General features: G+C 53.9%; 11 protein-coding genes. 3 read left to right on the top strand and 8 right to left on the bottom strand.

The features are described from left to right. Window positions 1-219 precede the first annotated feature (219 nt). The gene (locus MKY96_RS04040; protein ID WP_340752174.1) at window positions 220-537 is read right to left on the bottom strand and encodes a helix-turn-helix domain-containing protein; all 318 of its coding nucleotides are present in this window, start codon (window positions 535-537) and stop codon (window positions 220-222) included. 514 nt (window positions 538-1051) lie between these two features. Next, window positions 1052-1471: a cysteine metabolism transcriptional regulator CymR gene (gene cymR / locus MKY96_RS04035; RefSeq protein ID WP_036732323.1), complete on the bottom strand. Its 420-nt coding sequence runs from the start codon at window positions 1469-1471 to the stop codon at window positions 1052-1054. Between the two features lie 276 nt (window positions 1472-1747). Between cymR and mnmA the strand changes: the two genes are divergently transcribed. Next, complete coding sequence (mnmA, locus tag MKY96_RS04030) at window positions 1748-2869, top strand: tRNA 2-thiouridine(34) synthase MnmA (protein ID WP_340938761.1); 1122 nt, start codon at window positions 1748-1750, stop codon at window positions 2867-2869. A 213-nt stretch (window positions 2870-3082) separates the two neighbouring features. On the opposite strand, the gene MKY96_RS04025 is transcribed toward mnmA, so the two are convergent. After that, window positions 3083-5983: a glycoside hydrolase family 48 protein gene (locus MKY96_RS04025; protein WP_340944434.1), complete on the bottom strand. Its 2901-nt coding sequence runs from the start codon at window positions 5981-5983 to the stop codon at window positions 3083-3085. A gap of 30 nt (window positions 5984-6013) precedes the next feature. Then, the gene (locus MKY96_RS04020; RefSeq protein WP_340938759.1) at window positions 6014-8749 is read right to left on the bottom strand and encodes a glycoside hydrolase family 9 protein; all 2736 of its coding nucleotides are present in this window, start codon (window positions 8747-8749) and stop codon (window positions 6014-6016) included. Between the two features lie 585 nt (window positions 8750-9334). Here MKY96_RS04020 and MKY96_RS04015 point away from each other — a divergent pair. Continuing rightward, entirely contained in the window at window positions 9335-10657 is a 1323-nt protein-coding gene (locus MKY96_RS04015; RefSeq protein ID WP_076086935.1) for an IS4 family transposase, read from the top strand. 776 nt (window positions 10658-11433) lie between these two features. Here MKY96_RS04015 and MKY96_RS04010 read toward each other — a convergent pair. Both MKY96_RS04010 and MKY96_RS04005 read right to left on the bottom strand, forming a co-directional pair. Then, the gene (locus tag MKY96_RS04010) at window positions 11434-12738 is read right to left on the bottom strand and encodes a replication-associated recombination protein A (protein WP_340938758.1); all 1305 of its coding nucleotides are present in this window, start codon (window positions 12736-12738) and stop codon (window positions 11434-11436) included. Between the two features lie 257 nt (window positions 12739-12995). Continuing rightward, window positions 12996-13286 carry a CD3324 family protein gene (locus tag MKY96_RS04005; RefSeq protein WP_340938757.1) on the bottom strand — a complete coding sequence of 97 codons (291 nt, stop codon included), beginning with the start codon at window positions 13284-13286 and terminating at the stop codon, window positions 12996-12998. A 609-nt stretch (window positions 13287-13895) separates the two neighbouring features. Between MKY96_RS04005 and MKY96_RS04000 the strand changes: the two genes are divergently transcribed. Further along, complete coding sequence (locus tag MKY96_RS04000) at window positions 13896-15911, top strand: methyl-accepting chemotaxis protein (protein WP_340938756.1); 2016 nt, start codon at window positions 13896-13898, stop codon at window positions 15909-15911. Between the two features lie 489 nt (window positions 15912-16400). On the opposite strand, the gene MKY96_RS03995 is transcribed toward MKY96_RS04000, so the two are convergent. Together MKY96_RS03995 and MKY96_RS03990 are read right to left on the bottom strand one after the other, a co-directional pair. Continuing rightward, window positions 16401-18611, bottom strand: coding sequence for a HelD family protein (locus tag MKY96_RS03995; protein WP_340938755.1), 2211 nt, complete (start codon window positions 18609-18611; stop codon window positions 16401-16403). Between the two features lie 138 nt (window positions 18612-18749). Further along, window positions 18750-20051 (bottom strand): NCS2 family permease, encoded by a 1302-nt coding sequence (locus MKY96_RS03990; RefSeq protein ID WP_340938754.1) that lies wholly within the window; start codon window positions 20049-20051, stop codon window positions 18750-18752. Window positions 20052-20196: the final 145 nt, after the last annotated feature.

Below are 20196 nucleotides of genomic sequence, written 5' to 3'. Positions count from 1 at the left end.
GGTTACCCCATACAGATAAAGATCATATGCAGATGGATTGGAGATCAGGTGAATAAGCTGACTACATAATGCTTATGTAAACTATATAATAATTCAGCCCTGCCAACTAGCATGGTTAGAAGGGCTTTATAAATTTTTGATAAAAAGAAAAGAGCCCCGGAAGGGACTCCTTATAATCATGACGGATTAATGTTCACACATGTTACTTTAAAAGATCTCTTAGGCGCGAGCCATCATTGCTGCCGATTGTTCATCGACTGCATTCAGGCCAACAGTCATATCCAAGGCAATTGCGACTTTCATCACTGTTTCAATGGATGGAACTGAAGAAGAAGTCTCTAACCTTGCCACCTGAGCTTGAGTAATCCCGGCTCGTTCAGCAACCTGAGCTTGTGTGAGCCCCAAAGACTTGCGTCTGTTGGTGATCTGTACTACCAATTTCGCCATTTCACTGATTACTTTTTTTTCATACTCAGACTTATAGTCCAGTTCTTTCTTGAAGTTACTCCACGTTCTGATTTCTTTATTATTTTTCATACTATCACCTCCACTATGATCGGGTAGAAGGTTTTCCAATCGCCATCTACCCGCTTCACTACTTTACGAGCCTTCCCTTGCAACCCAATCCTTCATTCGTTTTCGGGCCCTGTCAATTTCAGGTTTGGGGGTTTGTTGCGTGCTTTTCAGGAATATCCAATAGCACTATGTAACCCTCCCATCGAAAATACGTAATCCGGTGTCGCTTGGCTCGTATTTCGTAAAGTGGACCTTCGAGTTGCCTTGAGTGAGGCATCCCACTTTCCCAAGAAGAAGCTTACCCGGAAAAAAGGAGCAAAAACAAGTCCTCCCCAAATTTTTTGAGAAGGACGAGTTGAAGGCCTTTATGCAAATTTTAAAAAGCGAACCATTTGAAATGAACAAACAAGTATATGGTTTAGCGGGATCCCGCTAATCTTAACACCGCACAGTCAGCGCCACCAGTAACATGCGGGTAATTTGCGGGTAACACTTTTCATCAATCCCTTTGAAATCAACAGGTTTCAGTCCCCTGTTAAATATAAAACATATAATTATCCGCCTGGCTCTCTTCCTTGAAGTTAATCAGGTCGGATAAGGTGGTGGAGTCCAGCACATCGGCGATGCTGTCGCGGATGCGCAGCCAGAGGTCGCGCTTGGCCGGGTCGTCTTCTTCAGTGAAGTCTACCGGAGAGATCGGGCCTTCCAGGACGCGGATGATATCTCCGGCGGTAATGGTGTTGGTCTCGCGGGACAGAATATAACCGCCGTAGGCTCCGCGGATGCTCTTCACCAGGCCTGCATTGCGCAGCGGGGCGATGAGCTGCTCCAGGTAATGCTCGGAGAGTCCGTTTTTCTCGGCGATGCTCTTAAGTGATGTAGGGCCCTCGCCGAATTTCAGGGCAAGCTCCATCATAATGGTTAATCCGTAACGTCCTTTGGTTGAGATTTTCAAAGGGGCACCTCTTTCGGTTTAGTTGCATATCAATGTATTCCGATGTCTGCTCTCAGCTTATGTTATCATATCTATGGACACATTTGAAACAGCAAACGGCAATAATTCACGATTTTGTTCTCCACTGGTGGACAAATTGTCAATTTCGGACCGTTTTTCGCTATATTTCATAGCAGCAGTGTCCTCGTTTGGGGTAGACAGATATGTTATAATACACAATGAGCCGGGTGTTCAGTGAGAACGCCGGTATTTTGTGTACAGAAAATGGTGATCACGATGACAAAAGCTAATCAGGATATCCGGGTCGTCGTCGGGATGTCAGGCGGAGTGGATTCCTCTGTTACAGCGCTGCTGCTGAAGCAGCAGGGGTACGACGTCATAGGCATCTTCATGAAGAATTGGGATGATACCGACGAGTTCGGCGTATGTACGGCCGAGACCGATGCCGAGGATGTGCGCCGCGTCTGCGAGCAGATCGATATTCCTTACTATACCGTTAATTTCGAGAAGGAATACTTTGATAAAGTCTTTTCCTATTTCCTTGAAGAATATAAGGCTGGCCGGACCCCGAATCCGGATGTGATGTGCAACCGCGAGATCAAGTTCGGCGAATTCCTGAACAAGGCGCTGCAGCTTGGCGCGGATTATGTCGCTACAGGGCATTACGCCCGGGTCGTGGAAGAAGACGGCCTGTTCAAGCTGCTGCGCGGCGTGGACAACAACAAGGACCAGACGTATTTCCTCAATGCGCTGAACCAGTACCAGCTCTCGAAGGCCATGTTCCCGATCGGACATCTGCCGAAGCCGGAGGTGCGGAGAATTGCCGAGGAAGCCGGACTCTATACCGCGAAGAAAAAAGACAGCACCGGCGTCTGCTTCATCGGAGAACGCAATTTCCGTGAATTCCTCAGCCAATACCTGCCTGCACAGTCAGGCAATATGATCGATATCGCTACGGGCGAAGTGAAGGGCCGCCATGACGGCCTCATGTACTACACGCTGGGCCAGCGTCAGGGGCTTGGTATCGGGGGCTCCGGCACAGGCGAGCCGTGGTTCGTGGCCGAGAAGGATCTGGCCAGCAATACCCTGTATGTGGTGCAAGGTGAGAAGCACATCAGCCTGTACTCAACCAGTCTTATAGCTTCAGGGGTGAACTGGATCGATCCGGACACGCTGGGCGATACGCCGCTGAAGTGCACCGCCAAGTTCCGCTACCGCCAGCCGGATCAGGGCGTTACCCTGACGAAGCAGGCAGACGGAACGGTACATGTGGCCTTTGACGTCCAGCAGAAGGCGATTACGCCCGGACAAGCCGTCGTGTTCTATCTGGGCGAGACCTGCCTTGGCGGCGGAACGATTGAGACGGCCGATAAGGTCGTGCCGCTGGCGCAGGTCTGACTGCGCCCCAGCCAAGGGGCTACCCTTATAAAGAAAACAGCCTAGTATGTGAACAGTGTTGGTGCCTACCCCATTGTGTTCGGTTTTTCGCATACAGTTTCTTATTTCGCTTAAAAAAGAACCTTCAAAACCACAGTGTGGAGTTGAAGGTTCTTTGTCTTTGATTAATCAGAATACAGAGTCACGCCGGGACTGGCTTACCGGACGGCAGCCTTATTGCGGCTGAACGCCCCAGACCAGTACACCGTTCAGATACAGCGGCACACGGTTCCAGTCCGTGAAGGACGTTTTGGTTGCATCATAGGAGTAATCGTCCGCCTCATTGTAATTGCTCCAGTCGGTCTTATTAATGCGCAGTTGAATCTCGCCGGTATTCGCACCCGGAGCAAGACTGCCCGCGCCCGCACTAAAGGAAATCTCCACATAGTGGTCCGCTCCTGTAACTGCAGGCTCAAGCTTCACGAAGCTGCCCAGCACATTGCTGCCGCCGAGAGCCGCATAATCGACATTGAACTGCTGTGCCCGCTCGCCGTCAATCGTGTAGTAATACCGGACCTTAACCTTGCTGAGGTCTACCGCTGTGGTCCCGTTATTGACAATCCGCAGCTGCGGACGGAACTGCGGGTCTGTGGCGTTCGTATCCGTTGTACGGTATTGAACGACCAGATTCCCTACGGCAGGCGTAGCGGTTGGTGCAACTGTCGGTGTAGCCGTTGGCACTGTTGTCGGCGTAGCGGTTGGCACTGTTGTCGGTGTAGCTGTCGGTGCGACTGTCGGTGTAGCTGTTGGCACTGTTGTCGGTGTAGCTGTTGGCGCAACTGTCGGTGTGGCTGTTGGTGTTGCCGACGGTGTTGCCGTCGGTGTAGTCGTCGGCGTTGGCGTTGGGCCGCTGCCGTTATTGATCAAGCGGTCATATTCGGCATAGGCTGTAGCCATGTCCACTTGTGACCAGAAGCGGTGGTAGGTGAACTCAGGTGCACCGTTGTCCCAGGTCTTGGTTGTTTTGTTGTACGAGCTATTGTACTTGCCTTCCAGATAACTCCACTTGGGATCATTTTTGATATCTGGATACACATCGGTATAGCTCGCATACACTCCATTACCGCCCTTGGCCGGATCGGAAGGTACAGTAGCGTTGCCCGGTATGGTATTTCCTTGGCCGAAGGTACCGCTCCAGCCTGTTGGGAAGTATACCTCTTTGGTGAAGAACCGGAAATAATCCGCACGCTTCTCAAGTGTCGTAATGCCCACTCCGTCATTGTAGCCCCACGCCGTATCCAGCAAGGATTTGGCCAATTGTGAAGCGGTTCCGCCGAGCGCAGTATTGCTGCCATGCTCCGCTTTATTCCCTGCGGCAAAGAAGGTGAGCGCTTTAATGTAACTGCCCAGCACGCCGCTATCCTGTCCCGGATCTTTGGTCACTGCGTTCAGGTCGCTATTGCCGTTAAAAGAGCTGAACCCGCTCCAGGTATCCGGCTGTCCGTGCCACTCCACATTGCCCGGAATCCAGAACTCGCCGGGTGCGGATACGGTGGCAACCTGCGGATCATCTCCGCCCAGAATCCGGTTTCCTTGCTGATCCAGATAATAGCCGGCGGCATCCGTTACCGGACGGCTGCCCGCAAAGGCATAATCTGTAGACCAGTCAATCCAGTTCTCAATGGCCCGTTTGGCCATTTTGAAATTAGTCGAGGTGGTGTCCCCGCTGGAAGCCAGGATATAATACAGCTCTGCTACCCGTTCCATGCTCCAGGACTGCATCCCGAACCAGTTGTTGGATGGCGGGTCATGATAGACAGGAGCCTCGTCGTAGGCCATGCCGTAGAAGGTGCTTGTTCCTGCCGGATAAGCGCTGTAGGAGCCGTTATAGCTATTGGTCGCACCGCCTGCAATAGCCCCTTCAGAGGATTGCAGCCAGTTGTAGAATTCCAGCTGGCGGGTCAGCGATTTGCCCCAGTCCGTTCCGGCTGTTGCCGAAGACGGAATCAGCCCTCCGGCTGCGGTCGACAGCGCATATGCTGCAACCACATTCTGATACCCCTGGTGCGCATGGCTGGCGCCGATTCTCCAGGCCCAGTCTCCACCGGTTCCCAGGCCGCCGCCCCAGGCCGTATACCAGGCCAGCAGATACTGGCTGGAATCCTTGCCCGTTCCCGCTTCAGGCGTACCGTCAGCGGCACTGCCGACCTTCTGGAAATACTTATCGTACATGCCATAGCGCAGGAAGTCACCCATTTTCTTGGCTTTGTTCAGATAGACCGTATTCGTATAGCCAAGGTCCTTGGCCCAGTACATGGCCTGCACAGCCCGCGCATCCGCATCCGTAGCATTCGTATACCGCCACTGTGCGGAAGGTGCGCTATTTTCCTTGGTGAACAGGGTCATGAAGCCTTCATTGGCTTTGCCGAACGTCTTGTTATCCTGTGAAGGGTGGCCTACGGCCTCCCAGACCGATTCCTGCACTCCGCGCTGGAAGGTGTTCACATAGCTGGCGGTGTGCGTAGGGTTCAGCAGATTGCCGAAGCCATACCAGTTGTCCACATCCACCAGCCAGTGCATCAGATAGGTCTGGTTATTGCCATAGGTGGCCTTCAGCTCTGCATCCAGCGGGTCCTTACCCGGGGTATACTTGCCGTTCAGTGCACTTGGATACTGATCCGGCTGGGCCAGCTCCGAGGCGTAGGTGGCCGGACTGTTCGGGTTGTAGCTGCTCATGGTCGGCTGCTCCTGCACCCCGTCGCCTTCATTGACCGGAATGATGTATTTCTCCATGTTGTCCCAGGCCGCTTCGAGCTTGCTCCAGTCTCCGGTGTTATGGCCGTACAGCACTTCAAGCCACATCCAGTAGCTATAGGCCTCGGAGGTAGTCATATGCCCGTAGTTGGGCGCCTCGCTGAGCAGGGTCTCCACTGAGTGATACGGGATGCCTTCAGCCGAGAAATAGCCGCTGGCCGGGTTTTTCAACTGGTCATACAATTGCAGGAATCTGGTCTTCTCCACCGATGCCGCCTTGGCGGTTCCCGGATGGAAATTGATGATCCCGCTGGTGAGAGACAAGGTGAGCACAGCACTCAGCGCGATAGAAAGCGGTTTCTTGAATGAACTTAGCTTCATCATTTCGGCATACTTCCTCTCTGATATGGTTTAGGGTTCGAGGCCCCAGACAAGCGTTCCTGCACGGTACAGCGTGACTTTGTTCCAATCCGCGAAGGTCGCTTGAGTACCCCCATAGGAATAGTCGTTGCTCTCATTGTAGGCTGTCCAATCGGACTTGTTGAAGCGTACTTGAATCTCCCCGCTGTCTGCCCCCGGAGCCAGGCTGCCTGCTCCTGCCGCAAAAGAAATCTCCAGATAAGAGTCGGCCAGGGTAACAGGTGTACTAAGCTTCCCGAAGGTTCCGCTCACGTTGCCGCTGCCGACCTGGGCATAATCACAGTGGAATTCCTGCGGCTTGTCCCCGTCCACGGTGTAATAATAGCGCAGCTTCAGACCGCTGAGCGGAATGGCCTCGGTTCCCGTATTGACAATCCGGAACTGGCTGCGGATCTGGGAGTCCCCGGGGCTCGTGTCATTGGTGCGGTACTGCACATGCAGAGCGCCGGCAGGCACAGTAATCTCGCGCGGCTTGGCAGTCACCTGGGCAGACGCTGTACTCTCGCCTACACTGTTCGTTGCAGTCACCACATAATAATAGTCCACACCATTGGTCAGCCCGCTGTCATTGTAGACCGCTGCGGTTGCCGTACCCACTGTAGTGTACGGTCCGTCGCTCACCAGAGAGCGCTTGACGGTATACTTGGTTGCACCGCTGACTGCGTTCCAGCTCAAGGCTACGCTGGCATTGCCGGCTACAGCCTGAAGGCCGGACGGACGGGCCGGAACCTGCGGTTCACCTGGGGTCCCGCCGCCGGAAGGCAGCTCTCCGTACACTTTGACACCTGCATCGTATACCGGGATATAAGGGTTCTTCGTTGCCGCTGAAGCATTCGCGGCCACTCCCTTGAAGGAGAAGTCATTGCTGTTGTCCCAGAAGGTAGTATTCAGCGGTCCGGCAATCCGGAACTGTACTTCCTTGCGGTAAGCAGACTGTCCGCCCGGATAGATCGGGGTGCCGGAGAAATCTACTTTGGTATAGTAGATATGGTTCGCTGCATCGTAAGGCAGCAGCTGCGAGACGGTGGCTCCCTGGTTATAGCCGCCTGCCTTGACGGTGATATCGCCGGGGCCATATCCTGCGGCAACAGCCTCACTGATGTCCAGATAGTAGTTGAAGGACAGCTGGCTGCTGGAGCGGGCAGGCCATGCCGAACGGTTATTGAGAACCGCGCGGATCTCCACAAAATTGCTGCCGCTGGCATTCACAGAAGTCTCCGTGAACATCTCATCCTCACGCGTTTCGGCCGGCGGGAAGTTCGCAAGCGGGCTCTGCCCCTGCCCGTGGAGCATCATCATCCGGGCCAGAGAGCCGGTAAAGGCTGAATTGTAATCGGTTGCAACTTCATTTGAGACATAATCGCTGATCGCATCGGTGTAAGCATCGGTCTTGGAAGGTCCGCCAACGAGTGCGCCGTAGAGCACATGCCGGTGGTTGGCCGGAGTGGTCTGGCTGTCGCTCCAGGAGCCGTGTGAGGTGCGGTGATGAGGATGCTCAGGTGCATTCGCGCCGAAGCCTATGACATAGCTGCTATTACGCGGATTATCGCCCAGCATATAGTTAATCTGGCGCTCTGCGAAGGCCTGGGCGGTATTTTTTTTCACCGGATCAGTAACCCAGTCTGCATAGACAAAAGCCAGAAAAGCATGGTTGGCTGCATACCGCAGCGCCCCCCATTGATCCAGATGGGCCAGCCCGCCTGGAGTATACGCTACCCGGTCAGAGGTGCCGTTCACCCCGGTCGTCCAGAACTGCATATTGCGTTCCGTGGACTGGATGAACTTCGGGTCCTCGGTGATGCGGGACAGCAGGAGCTGCGCACCATAATGCTTGTCATCCCAGGATTGGGTCCATTGGTAGCCCCAGTCACCAGCCTGGTTGGTGCCCCACAGATCACTGGCGGCAACCGCCTTATCGAGATAGGTCTGCTCACCGGTCGCCAGGTATAGCCAGACACCGCCCCAGCTTAATTCATCGGCATAGCTGCTCCATGAATTGTAATACTGCTTGGCGTCAGTGATGGTATCGGAGTAAGCCCCCCGGTACGTATCGGCAAAATTGTATAATTGCTTGGCATGCAGCAGGAGCTTGTCCGCATAAGCGGGATCTGAATCCCTGAAAATAATGGAAGCCGAGGCAAGGGCGGCGGCAGTCTCACCAGCCAGATCCGAGCCGGGATGTGCAGCATCAATCTTGTAGGCCGGGCGCGCCATAGGCATGACCTCCGCCGGTCCCCACCAGTTATGGTCCGCCGTGCCGTTACCCACCTGGCCCCACAGCTCATTCGGTGCAGTATGCGCTTTCACAAAATAGTCTGTGGCCCAGCGGATATTGTCCAGAATCTCATCCAGCTGCCCGGACTGCACATAACCATCCTTGTATTCATAGACCGACCATGCCAGCATAGTCGCGGTGTACGCCATCGGAAATCCGAATTTGACATGATCCCCTGCGTCATACCAGCCACCCGTCAGGTCATGGCCGACATCGGCACCATCCTGCAGCCCCGAGTCGCCTCTCCATTCCACGCGGTTGTCCGCCGGCAGCTCACCCGAACGCTGGGCCTCGTAGAAATAGATCGATTTCTGCAGTGCCTCTGCATAATTAAATCCGGCGGTTGCTGCTTCGGTGACAGACGGGCGGACAGCCGTCCCTGAACCAATAGTGAAGGCTAACATCAGGCTTAGTGAAGCGATACAGCCGGTCTTCCGTTTACTTTGACTCATCCTTACTCATCTCCCTTCGTTTTCTTGCTTGTTCAGTCCGTCAGGACTCAGGCACGCACAAATACCTCCCCAGTGTCCATAATTAGACATAGTATTTGAGCACGTTCCATTTATCACCTCCATATTACAAATTAAGGTAAAATACCCCTACCTACACATATACCACATACAGTAAATTAATTCTATATATTTACATTATATTTTTCTGAGAATACCTGTTTTTTGTCAAAAAATTTCCATTTCCATCATATTTATCGTTCAGCGTCAGCCATTGGTGGTGAGAATGTAGGAGTAAAATACAAAAGCCGAATCGCCCTGAGGAGTGTGCTTGTGCTTCTCGTTGGCTCGTTTGTCCCACGTTTGCTGAATTCAGGGGCATTAGTGCTCCTCATTCGCTCGTTTGGCCCGCGTTTGCTGAATTCAGGGGCATTAGTGCCAATGTCATTAAGTTAAGATATAGAGCCAAAAACAAGAAAAAGGCAGGTTATCGAAAAGATAGCCTGCTCTTTTTTTGCACAAAAAAATCTTGACAATCCGTAGAAAACGTGTGGCGAAGCCCCTTGAAAAAACGAGGAGGTTACGCCAATGAATGCTTATGCAAATTCGCTGAAAGACAGACTGACATCTCTCATCCGTGAGATGGCGGCTGCCCCCGCGCCTTACGTCAGAAACCCGGGAAAGGATTTTACCCGAACGAAAAAACTACCCTTTGAAATGGTTATGCAAACCCTGATCTTTATGGGCGGCAACAGCCTCTATAAGGAACTGTTGGAATCGCAGGGCTATGACGTTAACACCGCAACTTCTTCTGCTTTTGTTCAGCAAAGAAATAAAATTTTGCCGTCTGCGGTCGAATCTTTGTTTCACACCTTTACCGCGTCCCATACGGAATTCAAGGATTATCGAGGCTATCGATTATTGGCCATTGACGGTTCCGATCTGCATATTGCAACAGATCCTGCGGACCCGTTGACCTATTCTCAAAGTCAGCCCCACTCGAAAGGCTTTAACCTTCTGCACTTGAACGCTGCTTATGACCTCTGTAACCGGCTTTACGTGGACGCCATCCTTCAACCTCGAAAGCTGCGCAACGAAGGAAGGGCGCTGTCCACGATGGTGGATCGGTCCCCTATTCAGGGGAACGTCATTGTGTTGGCGGATCGAGGATTGGAAAGCTACAATACGTTCGCGCATCTGGAACGGAAAGGATGGAAGTACGTCATACGGGTCAAGGATTTGCATTCGAATGGCATTCTTTCGGGCTTGCACTTGACCTTTGAAGGGGCGTTTGATCAGGAGATTCACCTGACGCTGACTAAAAAACGAACGAAAGCGTTCAGGGATCACCCCGAAATCTATAAAATTCTTCCGGCCACCTCTAGCTTTGATTTTCTGGACATGCAAAAGAACCTGTTTTACCCGATTTCCTTTCGGGTGGTTCGTTTCCTCCTGCCCAGTGGCGATTATGAAACCGTCATTACCAATCTACCGGCTGCTGAATTCTCACCGGATGAACTCCGGGAACTGTATCACCTGCGATGGGGGATTGAGACCTCTTTCCGGGCCTTAAAATACACCATCGGTCTGACCCATTTTCACGCAAAGAAGCAAGAGTCCATTACCCAAGAGATATTCGCAAGAATGATCCTCTACAATTTCGCTGAAATGATTACCTCGCACGTAGTCATTTCCCAAAAGGATAAACGGCACCTCTACCAAGTCAACTTCACGGTGGCCGTTCACGTCTGTAGACATTTCCTGCGCTCCAAGGGCGATGGACCCCCGCCTGATGTGGAAGCTTTGATTCGCAAAAATATTTTGCCGATTCGTCTCACCCGTCCTGGGCAAAGGAATACACGCAGAATACGTAGCAAATCCGCCATTAGCTTCGTCTACAGAGTAGCATAATTCGGTTCGCATGAACATTTTTTTAAGTGGATCTTCCATCCGCTTTGTTTGCTATGCGCTTTTTTCCTTCCTTACACCAAAAACAAACGGCATAGGACGTTTCCCCATACCGTTTTGGATTCTCTTTATTAATTCCAAACTTATCTTTGAACTTATCTTAATGACATTGGCATTAGTGCTCCTCATTCGCTCGTTTGGCCCACGTTTGCTGAATTCAGGGGCACTAGTGCTCCTCATTCGCTCATTTGGCCCGCGTTTGCTGAATTCAGGGGCATTAGTGCTCCTCATTCGCTCGTTTGGCCCGCTTTTGCTGAACTCTCAGGGGCATTAGTGCTCCTCATAACTCAGTTTGCCACCTTCGGCTGGACCAGAGGGATTTTTCCCTTTCATTTGCTCATACGGCCTACTTTCAGCCGATTCAGTGGGATTTATCCCTCTCATTTCCTACCTACAGCCCACTTTCCACCGTATCAGAGGGATTTATCCCTTTCATTTGCTCATACATCCCGCTTCCAGCCGATTCAGAGGGATTTTCCCCTTTCATTTTTGACCTCCACCTTCCAGCCGACATTCGGCTAGGTAAATCATCCAGCGAAGCCTGAACATTCAGCACACACTGCCAAACGAGCACACCCCGCCCTTTACCCAGAAGCCTACAGCGTCAAAAATAGCAGCCTCCTCCAGTTATGGAGAATGGCTGCTCTCTGTTTGTAAAATGTACAGTTTGTTTGTTGGTTGGTTGGTTGGAGCAGACGGAGCGAGCTTTCACCGAAGCCCTATTGTCCGCGCCGCAGCTGCTGGTTATGGCGGATCTTCGCCTCGTTGCCCTGCTCGGTGGCCTGATAGAAGACCTTGCGGGAGATTGCCTTCGGCAGATAGTCCTGCTTCACATAATGGCCGGGGAAATGATGCGGGTACTGGTAGCCCTCATGGCCCAGCTGGGCCGCACCTTTATAGTGTGTATCCCGCAAATGCAGCGGCACCTCGGCCGACTTCAGATCCTCCAGACTGTTCATGACGTTGGCGATAGCGGTCACTACCCCGTCTGATTTTGGGCTCTCTACAGCGAACAGAATCGCCTGCGCAATATTCAGCTTCGCCTCCGGCCAGCCGTTGTTGCGGTAGGCATCCAGCGCGCTAACCGCCTGGACCATCGCCTGCGGGTTGGCCAGGCCAATATCCTCACTGCTGGCCGCGATCAATCGGCGGATGAAGGTCATCGGGTCCATTCCCAGCTTCTCCACCGCGTAGAGGAACCAGAACAGGGCGGCGTCGCTGGAGCCGCGGATGCTTTTGTGAAAAGCGGACAGCACATCGTACTGCGTCGACTCGTCCGCTTTGACAATCGGGCGGCGGATCGACTCCTCCGCCACCGCAAGCGTAATGTGCACGCTGCCGTCACGCTCCGGCGCCGTAGTCATCGCCGCCAGCTCAAGCGCATTCAAGGCGCGGCGGATATCGCCGTTCGCCATGGCGGCGATATGCAGCAGCGCGTCTTCGTCTGCCTTCAGGTCCATGAAGCCGAGGCCCCGCTGATCGTCAGCAAGTGCCCGCTTCATCGCGATCAGGCTATGCCCGCTGGTCAGGGACTCCAGCTGGAACAAGGTCGAGCGGCTCATCAAGGCCCCGTTCACATAATGGAACGGATTCTCTGTTGTCGCACCGATGAAGGTGATCGTCCCCTTCTCCACGGCCGGCAGCAGCGCATCCTGGCGGGAGCTGTTGAAGCGGTGTACCTCATCCAGGAACAGAATCGTCTTCGAGCCGTACAGCGCCTTATTGCTCTGTGCGCGTTCAATGACCTCCCGCACATCCTTCACCGAAGCCTCCACCGCATTCAGCCGCACGAATTCACCTTGGGTGTGATGCGATATGATATGGGCCAGAGTGGTTTTGCCGCAGCCCGGAGGCCCGTACAGCAGGATGGAAGAGACCTGGTCCGCTTCAATCGCTCTGCGCAGCAGCTTGCCCTTGCCTACAATATGCTCCTGTCCGATATATTCATCCAGATTGCCGGGCCGCATCCGGTCTGCCAGCAGCCGTCCGCTCCCGTTGTCTTCACCCTGCGAGAATAAATCCATCCTTACACTTCCTTGCTATCATCTAAGATTTCGATAGAATACATACACTTCTCCTATCATACCATACCTGCACATCACGCAAGTAGAAACGGCTTTGCCGTCCTTTTACAGGGCGGTACCGTTTCAGCGAGAAATAGAAGGATAAGTTATAGCGTGAAACATAAAAATTCTTATATTTGAACAAAGAGCATGACCCCGCCGCCAACGGCGGGAGCCATGCTCTTTGTTCTATAATTAGAACTCATATACGTTCCAGACTAGCGGTTCATCGCCAGCCGCGTTTGCCGCATTTTTGAAATGATCTTGCGGATGCTTTCTTCGGATAAGTGATATCTCTTCTGCAGCTCGTTCACCGAGCAGCCGCTGCTGTGACTACAGAAGATCTCTTCGTTGCGGGCAGCAATCTCTTGCCGGGAGCCGCTGTTCTCGCCCCATTTTACCCGTTCTTCCGCTTTCTTCGGGATGTATAACAGCTCACCCTGTATGTAACCTTGCAGCTCTTCGAGCAGCCCCGGGGGGAGCACATCCTTTCCATTGACGTAACTCACGTTCAATTTCCTCCTTCAACAGGTGTATTCTGTTCAGTCCGATCACAGTACTGTTCTGAATAATCATTCCACCTGCCTCCTTTCTTCTCCTCAAATTTGGTAAATCAACTAAATACATTATATTAAACCCTGCGGTTATCGTCCACATTCATTATGGATCAGCGATCTGTCAGTACTTGGTCAGTGTCATTCTATATATTGTAGTAACCGGAAGTATATATCCGCTCGTGTTCGCTCGTTATACATAAGGAGGCCTCGCGGCCTCCCCCTAAACAGGTCTCCGTCTTAGACGGAAACCACCTCGTATTCTGTAAACATAATTCAGCCTCCTTCCAGAAGTAATCTTGCCCGGCCGGACACTTATTATTAAGCCATAGGCCGCCCCCGGTTACAAGTTCAAGAATAGTTATAATCGTTCTCCACCTGAAGGCTAGCACGCGCACTCCTTTGGAAAGAGGGAGAATTCCAGAAATATTAGAGTACATTTTTTGACGAAAAACTAATTATTTAGTCGATCCCTGTCGAAATATATATTAAAATATCTAGTTACTTCGAGATATGGAAATAAATTTTAACGTCCATCCATTCAGAAATTCAGGAGGAACTTCCATGCCAACACCCAAAAAACCCCTAAAGCGCCTATTCCGTATCACGAAGCTCAGAACTGAACTGATGCTGCTTATCATTACAGCCATTGTACTGCCCTCGCTGGCTCTGGTGGCCATATCGACACAAACCTCAGAGTCGGCTCTGCGCTCCAAAATGGAAGACACCACACGCTCCAGCATCCACCTCCTGGATAAAACACTGTCTCAACTGATTCTGCTGGAGAGCGCCGGGGTGAATGAGCTGGCGTACCAGATGAGCAGTGCTGCACTTACGAATAATCCTGCACAGCTGCGCAAGCTGATCGACAACTTCAAGCTGGAGCATCCTGAGGTAGATATTGTAGCGGTAGGCAACGAGGACGGGAAATACATGTTCGCGCCGGATTCCAAGCCGGACAATTATGATCCCCGCATACGCGACTGGTACATAGATGCACTTAAGACCCCGGAGACAACATCGGTGATCGATCCCATTTTCTCCAAAGTAACGAACAGCTACATTCTGCCGGTCTCCAAGGCTTTTCCGGACGGCAAGGGGGCTGTTACGATCAGCATCAGCATGAAGGAGCTTATGGAGCTGGCGAAGAATGTCAGTCTGGGCGATAGCGGATATGTCTTCATCCTGGACGGCAATAACAAGGTGATCTACCACCCTGCCATGGAGGTTGCTTCGGAAGCCACTGGCGCAATGACAGCAGGAACCCAGCAAGGCCCGGCGGGTAAAATCTCCTACAAGGACGCTACAGCCGATACGCAAATGGACGGATACTACATTACCAATGAGCTGACCGGCTTCACCTTGGCCGGAGTGCTTCCAGAGAGTGAATATACGAAGGCGGTCTACCCGATTCTGTACAAATCGGCTATCGTTCTCGTGGTTGCGCTGCTGCTTGCTGCAGTAATTACCTTCCTGATTATCCGCCGGATAACCGGGCCGGTAGAACGCCTGAACCGTTCGGCCAAGCGGGTAAGCGAAGGGTATCTGGATGAATTCGTCCAGACCAGCCGCAGGGACGAGATCGGTCAGCTTGCCGGCAATTATAATGAAATGGTCTCTTCACTGCGCACCATGGTGCAGGAGGTTGCCGAGACCTCCGGCCAGCTCGCCGCTGCCAGTGAACAGCTCACAGCCAGCACGGCCGAGAACAGCAAGGCAGTCGAGTATGTTACGGAGCTGGTGGAGGAATCCACCCGGGGCGTGGAGACCCAGGCTTATGCTTCCGCCGAAGTCGCTACAACGATGGAGGAGATGTCCACCGGCATCCAGAAAATCGCTTCCGCTTCAGAGGCAATTGTGAGCGCCGCTATCCTTACGGAAACGGATGTCGCAACCGGCAGCTCCAGAATGCAGGAGGTGGGGGAGCAGATGAAAACGATCCGCGAATCAGTGCAGCAGTCCGGCACCCTGATCGCTGAGCTTAACGGCTTAAGCGCCAGAGTGGCTGAGACCAGCACGGCGATCTCCGCCATTGCCAAGCAGACCAATCTCCTGTCGCTGAATGCCGGCATCGAGGCGGCCCGTGCCGGAGAACACGGCCGGGGCTTCGCCGTAGTGGCGGGTGAAGTGCGCAAGCTCTCGGAGGCTACGAATAGCAGTGCCGGGCAGATTCAGGAGACCATCTCCGAGATGGTGGGCCTGATCGCCAGCGCGTATGATGTGATGAAGCACAAGGTGGCAGAGGATGTGGAGCAGGGCATGGCGCTTACCCTGGAGGCAAGCGAAGCCTTCCAGCAGATCGAACAGTCCACCCGGCAGGTCGGCGAGCAGATCCATGAGGTCTCGGCCATTACGGAGCAAATGTCGGCCAGCAGCTCCCAAGTAGCCGCCTCCGTCCAGGAGATGGCCACCATCGCCCGGGCGGCGCTCGACTCCTTCCAGAGCGTAACCGCAGCTACCGAGGAGCAGCTTGCTTCGATGGAGGAGATCACCTCCTCCGCTGCGGCACTCTCCGGCATGGCTGCGGATATGCAGGGACAGGTGGAGCGCTTCCAGTTCGATGCGAAGAATAAGGCTTAAGGATTCCGGTTACCTATAGTAAAAGCCATCCAGCCTCCACCATCACATTCGCATGCCGCCTGCTTCTGGCGGCATGCGGTGTAATGAGGTGCACCAATGCTCCTCATTTCCTCATTTGGCCCGCATCCAATGAATTCAGGTGCACTATTGCTCCTCATTTCCTCATTTGGCCCGCGTCCAGTGAATTCAGGTGCACTATTGCTCCTCATTTCCTCATTTGGCCCGTGTCCAGTGAATTCAGGCGCACTATTGCTCCTCATTTCCTCATTTGGCCCGTATCCAGTGGATTCAGGCGCACTTTTCCCTTTAATCTCATCAGCTAGCCTGATCTCAGTAGAATCGGAGGGATTTTTCCCTTTAATCTCACCAGCTAGCCTGATCTAACCTGCAGTCAACTTCCGGTGTACAAAAGAAACCTCTCCTTTGAAATGGCGGATTCCATTTCTTGAAAGAGAGGTTTCTTGCGTTTTTTTAAAATTGCACTATGCCTTACTTCCCTTCTAGCTCCGGCCAGCCGGAGACGCTCTCCTCTGCGTTCAGTTGAACGTAAGGCGGCAATTCGCCGCCCCGCAGCAGCCATAGCTCATGCAGGGCACGTGTGCAGCCCACATACATCAGCTTCGCATCCCAGGCCGCCGCTCCATAATGGACGCTGTCGGCGTCTGCCAGAATGACGGCATCGAACTCCAGTCCCTTGGACAAGTAGACGGGCAGAATCGACAAGCCGCCGCGATATTCCGTGATGCTGCCGTCAATCAGATGAAGCTCCTCGAACTGCCCGTCCAGCTCAGCGTACAGCACAGAGGCTTCACGCAGGCTGCGGGTCAATACCGCCACTGTGCGGTATTCACGCCCGGAGAGCTGCGCCAGCGCGCTCTTGACCGCGCTGAGCCGCTGGTCCGCCGATGCAGCCGCAGCCGCTCCCGGCAGCACATCCTCCTCATAGGAGATCAGCCGCACCGGATTCCCGCTGCGGAAGACCGGAACGGCCAGCAGCTCGCTTCCGACGCCCGTGGACAGAATGCCGTTAGCGAACTCAATAATCTCCATCGTTGAGCGGTAGCTTCGGGTAAGTGCATGGTATGCAGTGTGTTCTTCGGCGAACAGCGTCTGCATCTCTCTCCACGCATGCACCCCCTTGTAGGCGTGAATGCCCTGCGACAGGTCACCCAGAATGGTGAAGGAATGCCCCTTCACATACAGATCCAGAACGGCAATCTGGAACGGGGAGAAATCCTGCGCTTCATCGATCACGATATGGTCAAAGCGCTCAGTACCTTCGTTACCGTTCAGAAGATAATGGATATAGAGCAGCGGAGGAAGATCCTCTTCACGCAGAATTCCCTTCTTCAGCTCCTTGACGGTCTCCTTCAGCACGGATGGCGGAATCTCCTCCGGTGCTGCCGCCGGCCAGTCTTCCGGCGCTTTCGCCGCCCGGAAGATCTGCTTGTAGACGGCGAGCGGCTCGTACTTCGGCCACTTGGCGCTGTAGGCCTTCTCGCGGGCCGCGCCCTTCTTCTTGCGCTCCTTCAGCGCAGCCGCTGAAGGGCTCTTCTTCAGCTCCATCTCGATCCAGCGGTGAAGCCTTGCCATCACCCGCTCCTTGCGCTTCGCCGGAGGATACGGTGCGTATTCCTCATTGTGCCAGCGCAGAATCACCTGGCGGCTCAGCACCGCCCCGTCCCAAGGGCTGAAATCGCCCTCCGGCACAGCGCTGGTCTCCAGCAGCTTGACGCTGGATTCAATGACGCTCATCAGCACCGTTGAGCCTTTGAAGCGCCCGGGGGTCTCCTCCGTGATGACCGGCATCGCTCCCGCCGTCTCGAACCAGCGGCTCATGACCTCCGAAGCATCCTGCTCCGGCAAATCCACACCCAGCACCTCTGCCGCCCAGTCCGGGAACGTGCTCTGGGCAATATTGCCGACGCCCAGCTCCGGCAGCACATCCGAAATATAGTCCAGGAACATGCGGTTCGGGGCGAAAATAATCATTTTCTCCGCCGAGACCTGCTCCTTGTATTGATACAATAAGAACGCCAGCCGGTGCAGCGCAACGGTGGTCTTGCCACTTCCCGCCACCCCCTGGATGATCAGCGCCGTGTTCTTGGCCGCCCGGATAATCTTGTCCTGCTCCTCCTGGATCGTGGACACGATGTCCCGCAGCCGGTTATCCTTGTTCTCCCCCAGCCGGTAGACCAGGAATTCATCCGATACCGCCGGTGCGTCGCTGTCACGGTTATACGTATCCGCCACCCGCTCCAGGATTTGCTTCCGGATCACCACGTTGCGCTTGAGATAGACCAGCCCTTCGATCAGCCCCTCCGGCGCTTCATACGAGGCGGCTTCCGTTCCTCCGGTAAAAGAATAAAACAGGCTTGCCACCGGGGCCCGCCAGTCAATAACAAGCGGACGGTCGCTTACCTGCTCGCGGTCTACGCCGATTTTGCCGATATACAGTGCCTTGCGGTCTTGCTCGTCATTGCCCTGAAAATCAAGCCGTCCGAAATAAGGCTCCTGCCTAAGCTTGGCAAGATCTTTGCGCTTCTGTTCCCTGGAGTCCTCCAGCACCTGCTCGGTATAATCGTGTCCTGTGTACACCGGTGTTGAGCGCAGGCGCTCAAGGGTGGAGTCAATCTCTGTCAGCACGTGGTTCAGCCTGTCTTCTTCCTCTTGATAGGCACTTTGAAAGTTGTCTTCCAATTTCAGTTACCTCCTAAAAGTTGTGTGAGCAGTCCATCTTATCACAACAGGACAGGGAATGCCATGTATTTCTAGATGGTGTCTAAGCTGCGGATAAGCGGAAGGGGGAAGCGCTGCTTCCCCCTTCCGCCTTTACTGTTAGCCCATCAGCGCATGCAGCACGAAGTTCGCGATGAACAGCCCGGCAATACCGTACAAGGCAGGAGGAACCTCCTTGCCTTTGCCGGTAGCCAGCTTCACCAGCGGATAGGTAATGAAGCCGAACGCCATGCCGTCCACGATGCTGTAGGTGAAGGGAATCATCACCATGACTAGGAACGCCGGGAACAGCTCCGTCATGTCGCCGAGATCCATCTCGCGCACACTCTGCACCATCAGCCCGCCGATCACGATCAGAATCGGCGCAATCGCACTGTCCGGCACATAAGCCAGCAGCGGGATGAACAGGAAGGTCGCGCCGAATAGCAGGCCGGTGACGAGTGAAGTTAAGCCGGAGCGGCCCCCTGCCGCAATCCCGGCGGTGGATTCGGCAGCGGCGACTACCGGGCTGCTGCCGAACAGACCTGCCGCGATGTTGGCGAGCGAGAGCGCCCGCAGACTGCTTTTGAAGCGCTCGGGGCGTCCTGCCATCAGTGTCTGGGAAGAGATCAGGCCGATATTCTCAAACACCACAATCAGCAGCAGCAGGAAGACGGCAATCCAGAAGACGAGGCTGACGAATCCGCTCCAGTCCATACTGGCGAACACGCTGCCGTAACCGCTGAACACATGTCCCGGCTCGGTATTCTTCGGCGCATGAGCGGCCCCCAGCAGATAGGCAAGCCCTGTGCCGACGAGCATACTGATCAGCAGACCGCCGCGTGTGCCGCGGATGAACAGCACCAGCGCCAGCAGCAGCGTCACCACCGAGGTAATGACCGCAGGATCACTGAAATGCCCGATGGCGACGAAGGTGGTGGCGTGGGCAATGACAATCCCGCTTTTTTGCAGGCCGATGAACGTCAGGAACAGCCCGATGCCAACTGTGATCGCATGCTGCAGATTATGGGGAATCGCGTCGCTAAGAATGCGGTAGAGCGAGGTGAAGGCCACAATGGCAAACAGCACCCCGGTCACCACTACCACGGCCAGCGCCTCACGCCAGTCCAGCTTCATGGAATGCACCAGCGTATAGGTGAAAAAAGCATTGATCCCCATACCCGGGACCACGATAATCGGCGTTTTGCCGCCAAACGCCATGAGCAGGCAGCCTGTGACCGCTGTCAGCAGCGTGGCAACCATCCCGGCCCGCAGCGGCATGCCTGCATCGGCCAGGATCGCCGCGTTAACCATGACAATATATACCGAAGCGAAATACGACAGGATGCCGGCCGCCCATTCCTGCTTCCAGTTGTCGCCCGGCTCCATTCCCACGCTATTCCGCCAAATATTCGATTTCATGTAACAACCTCCACTTAAGTTCTTCTCATAGGATGTCAAGTATATCCCCACAAAGTGAGGGTTTGCTTCAAATATAAGCATTTTTATGCTTCACGCTATAAATGATCCTTCTATTTCTCGCTGAAACGGAACCGTCCTTCAAAAG

This window comes from Paenibacillus sp. FSL R7-0302 (assembly GCF_038006885.1).
Classification (GTDB): Bacteria; Bacillota; Bacilli; order Paenibacillales; family Paenibacillaceae; genus Paenibacillus_AQ.
The sequence above is the reverse complement of the archived record's forward strand: the minus strand, read 5'-3'. Positions and strand labels throughout refer to the sequence as shown.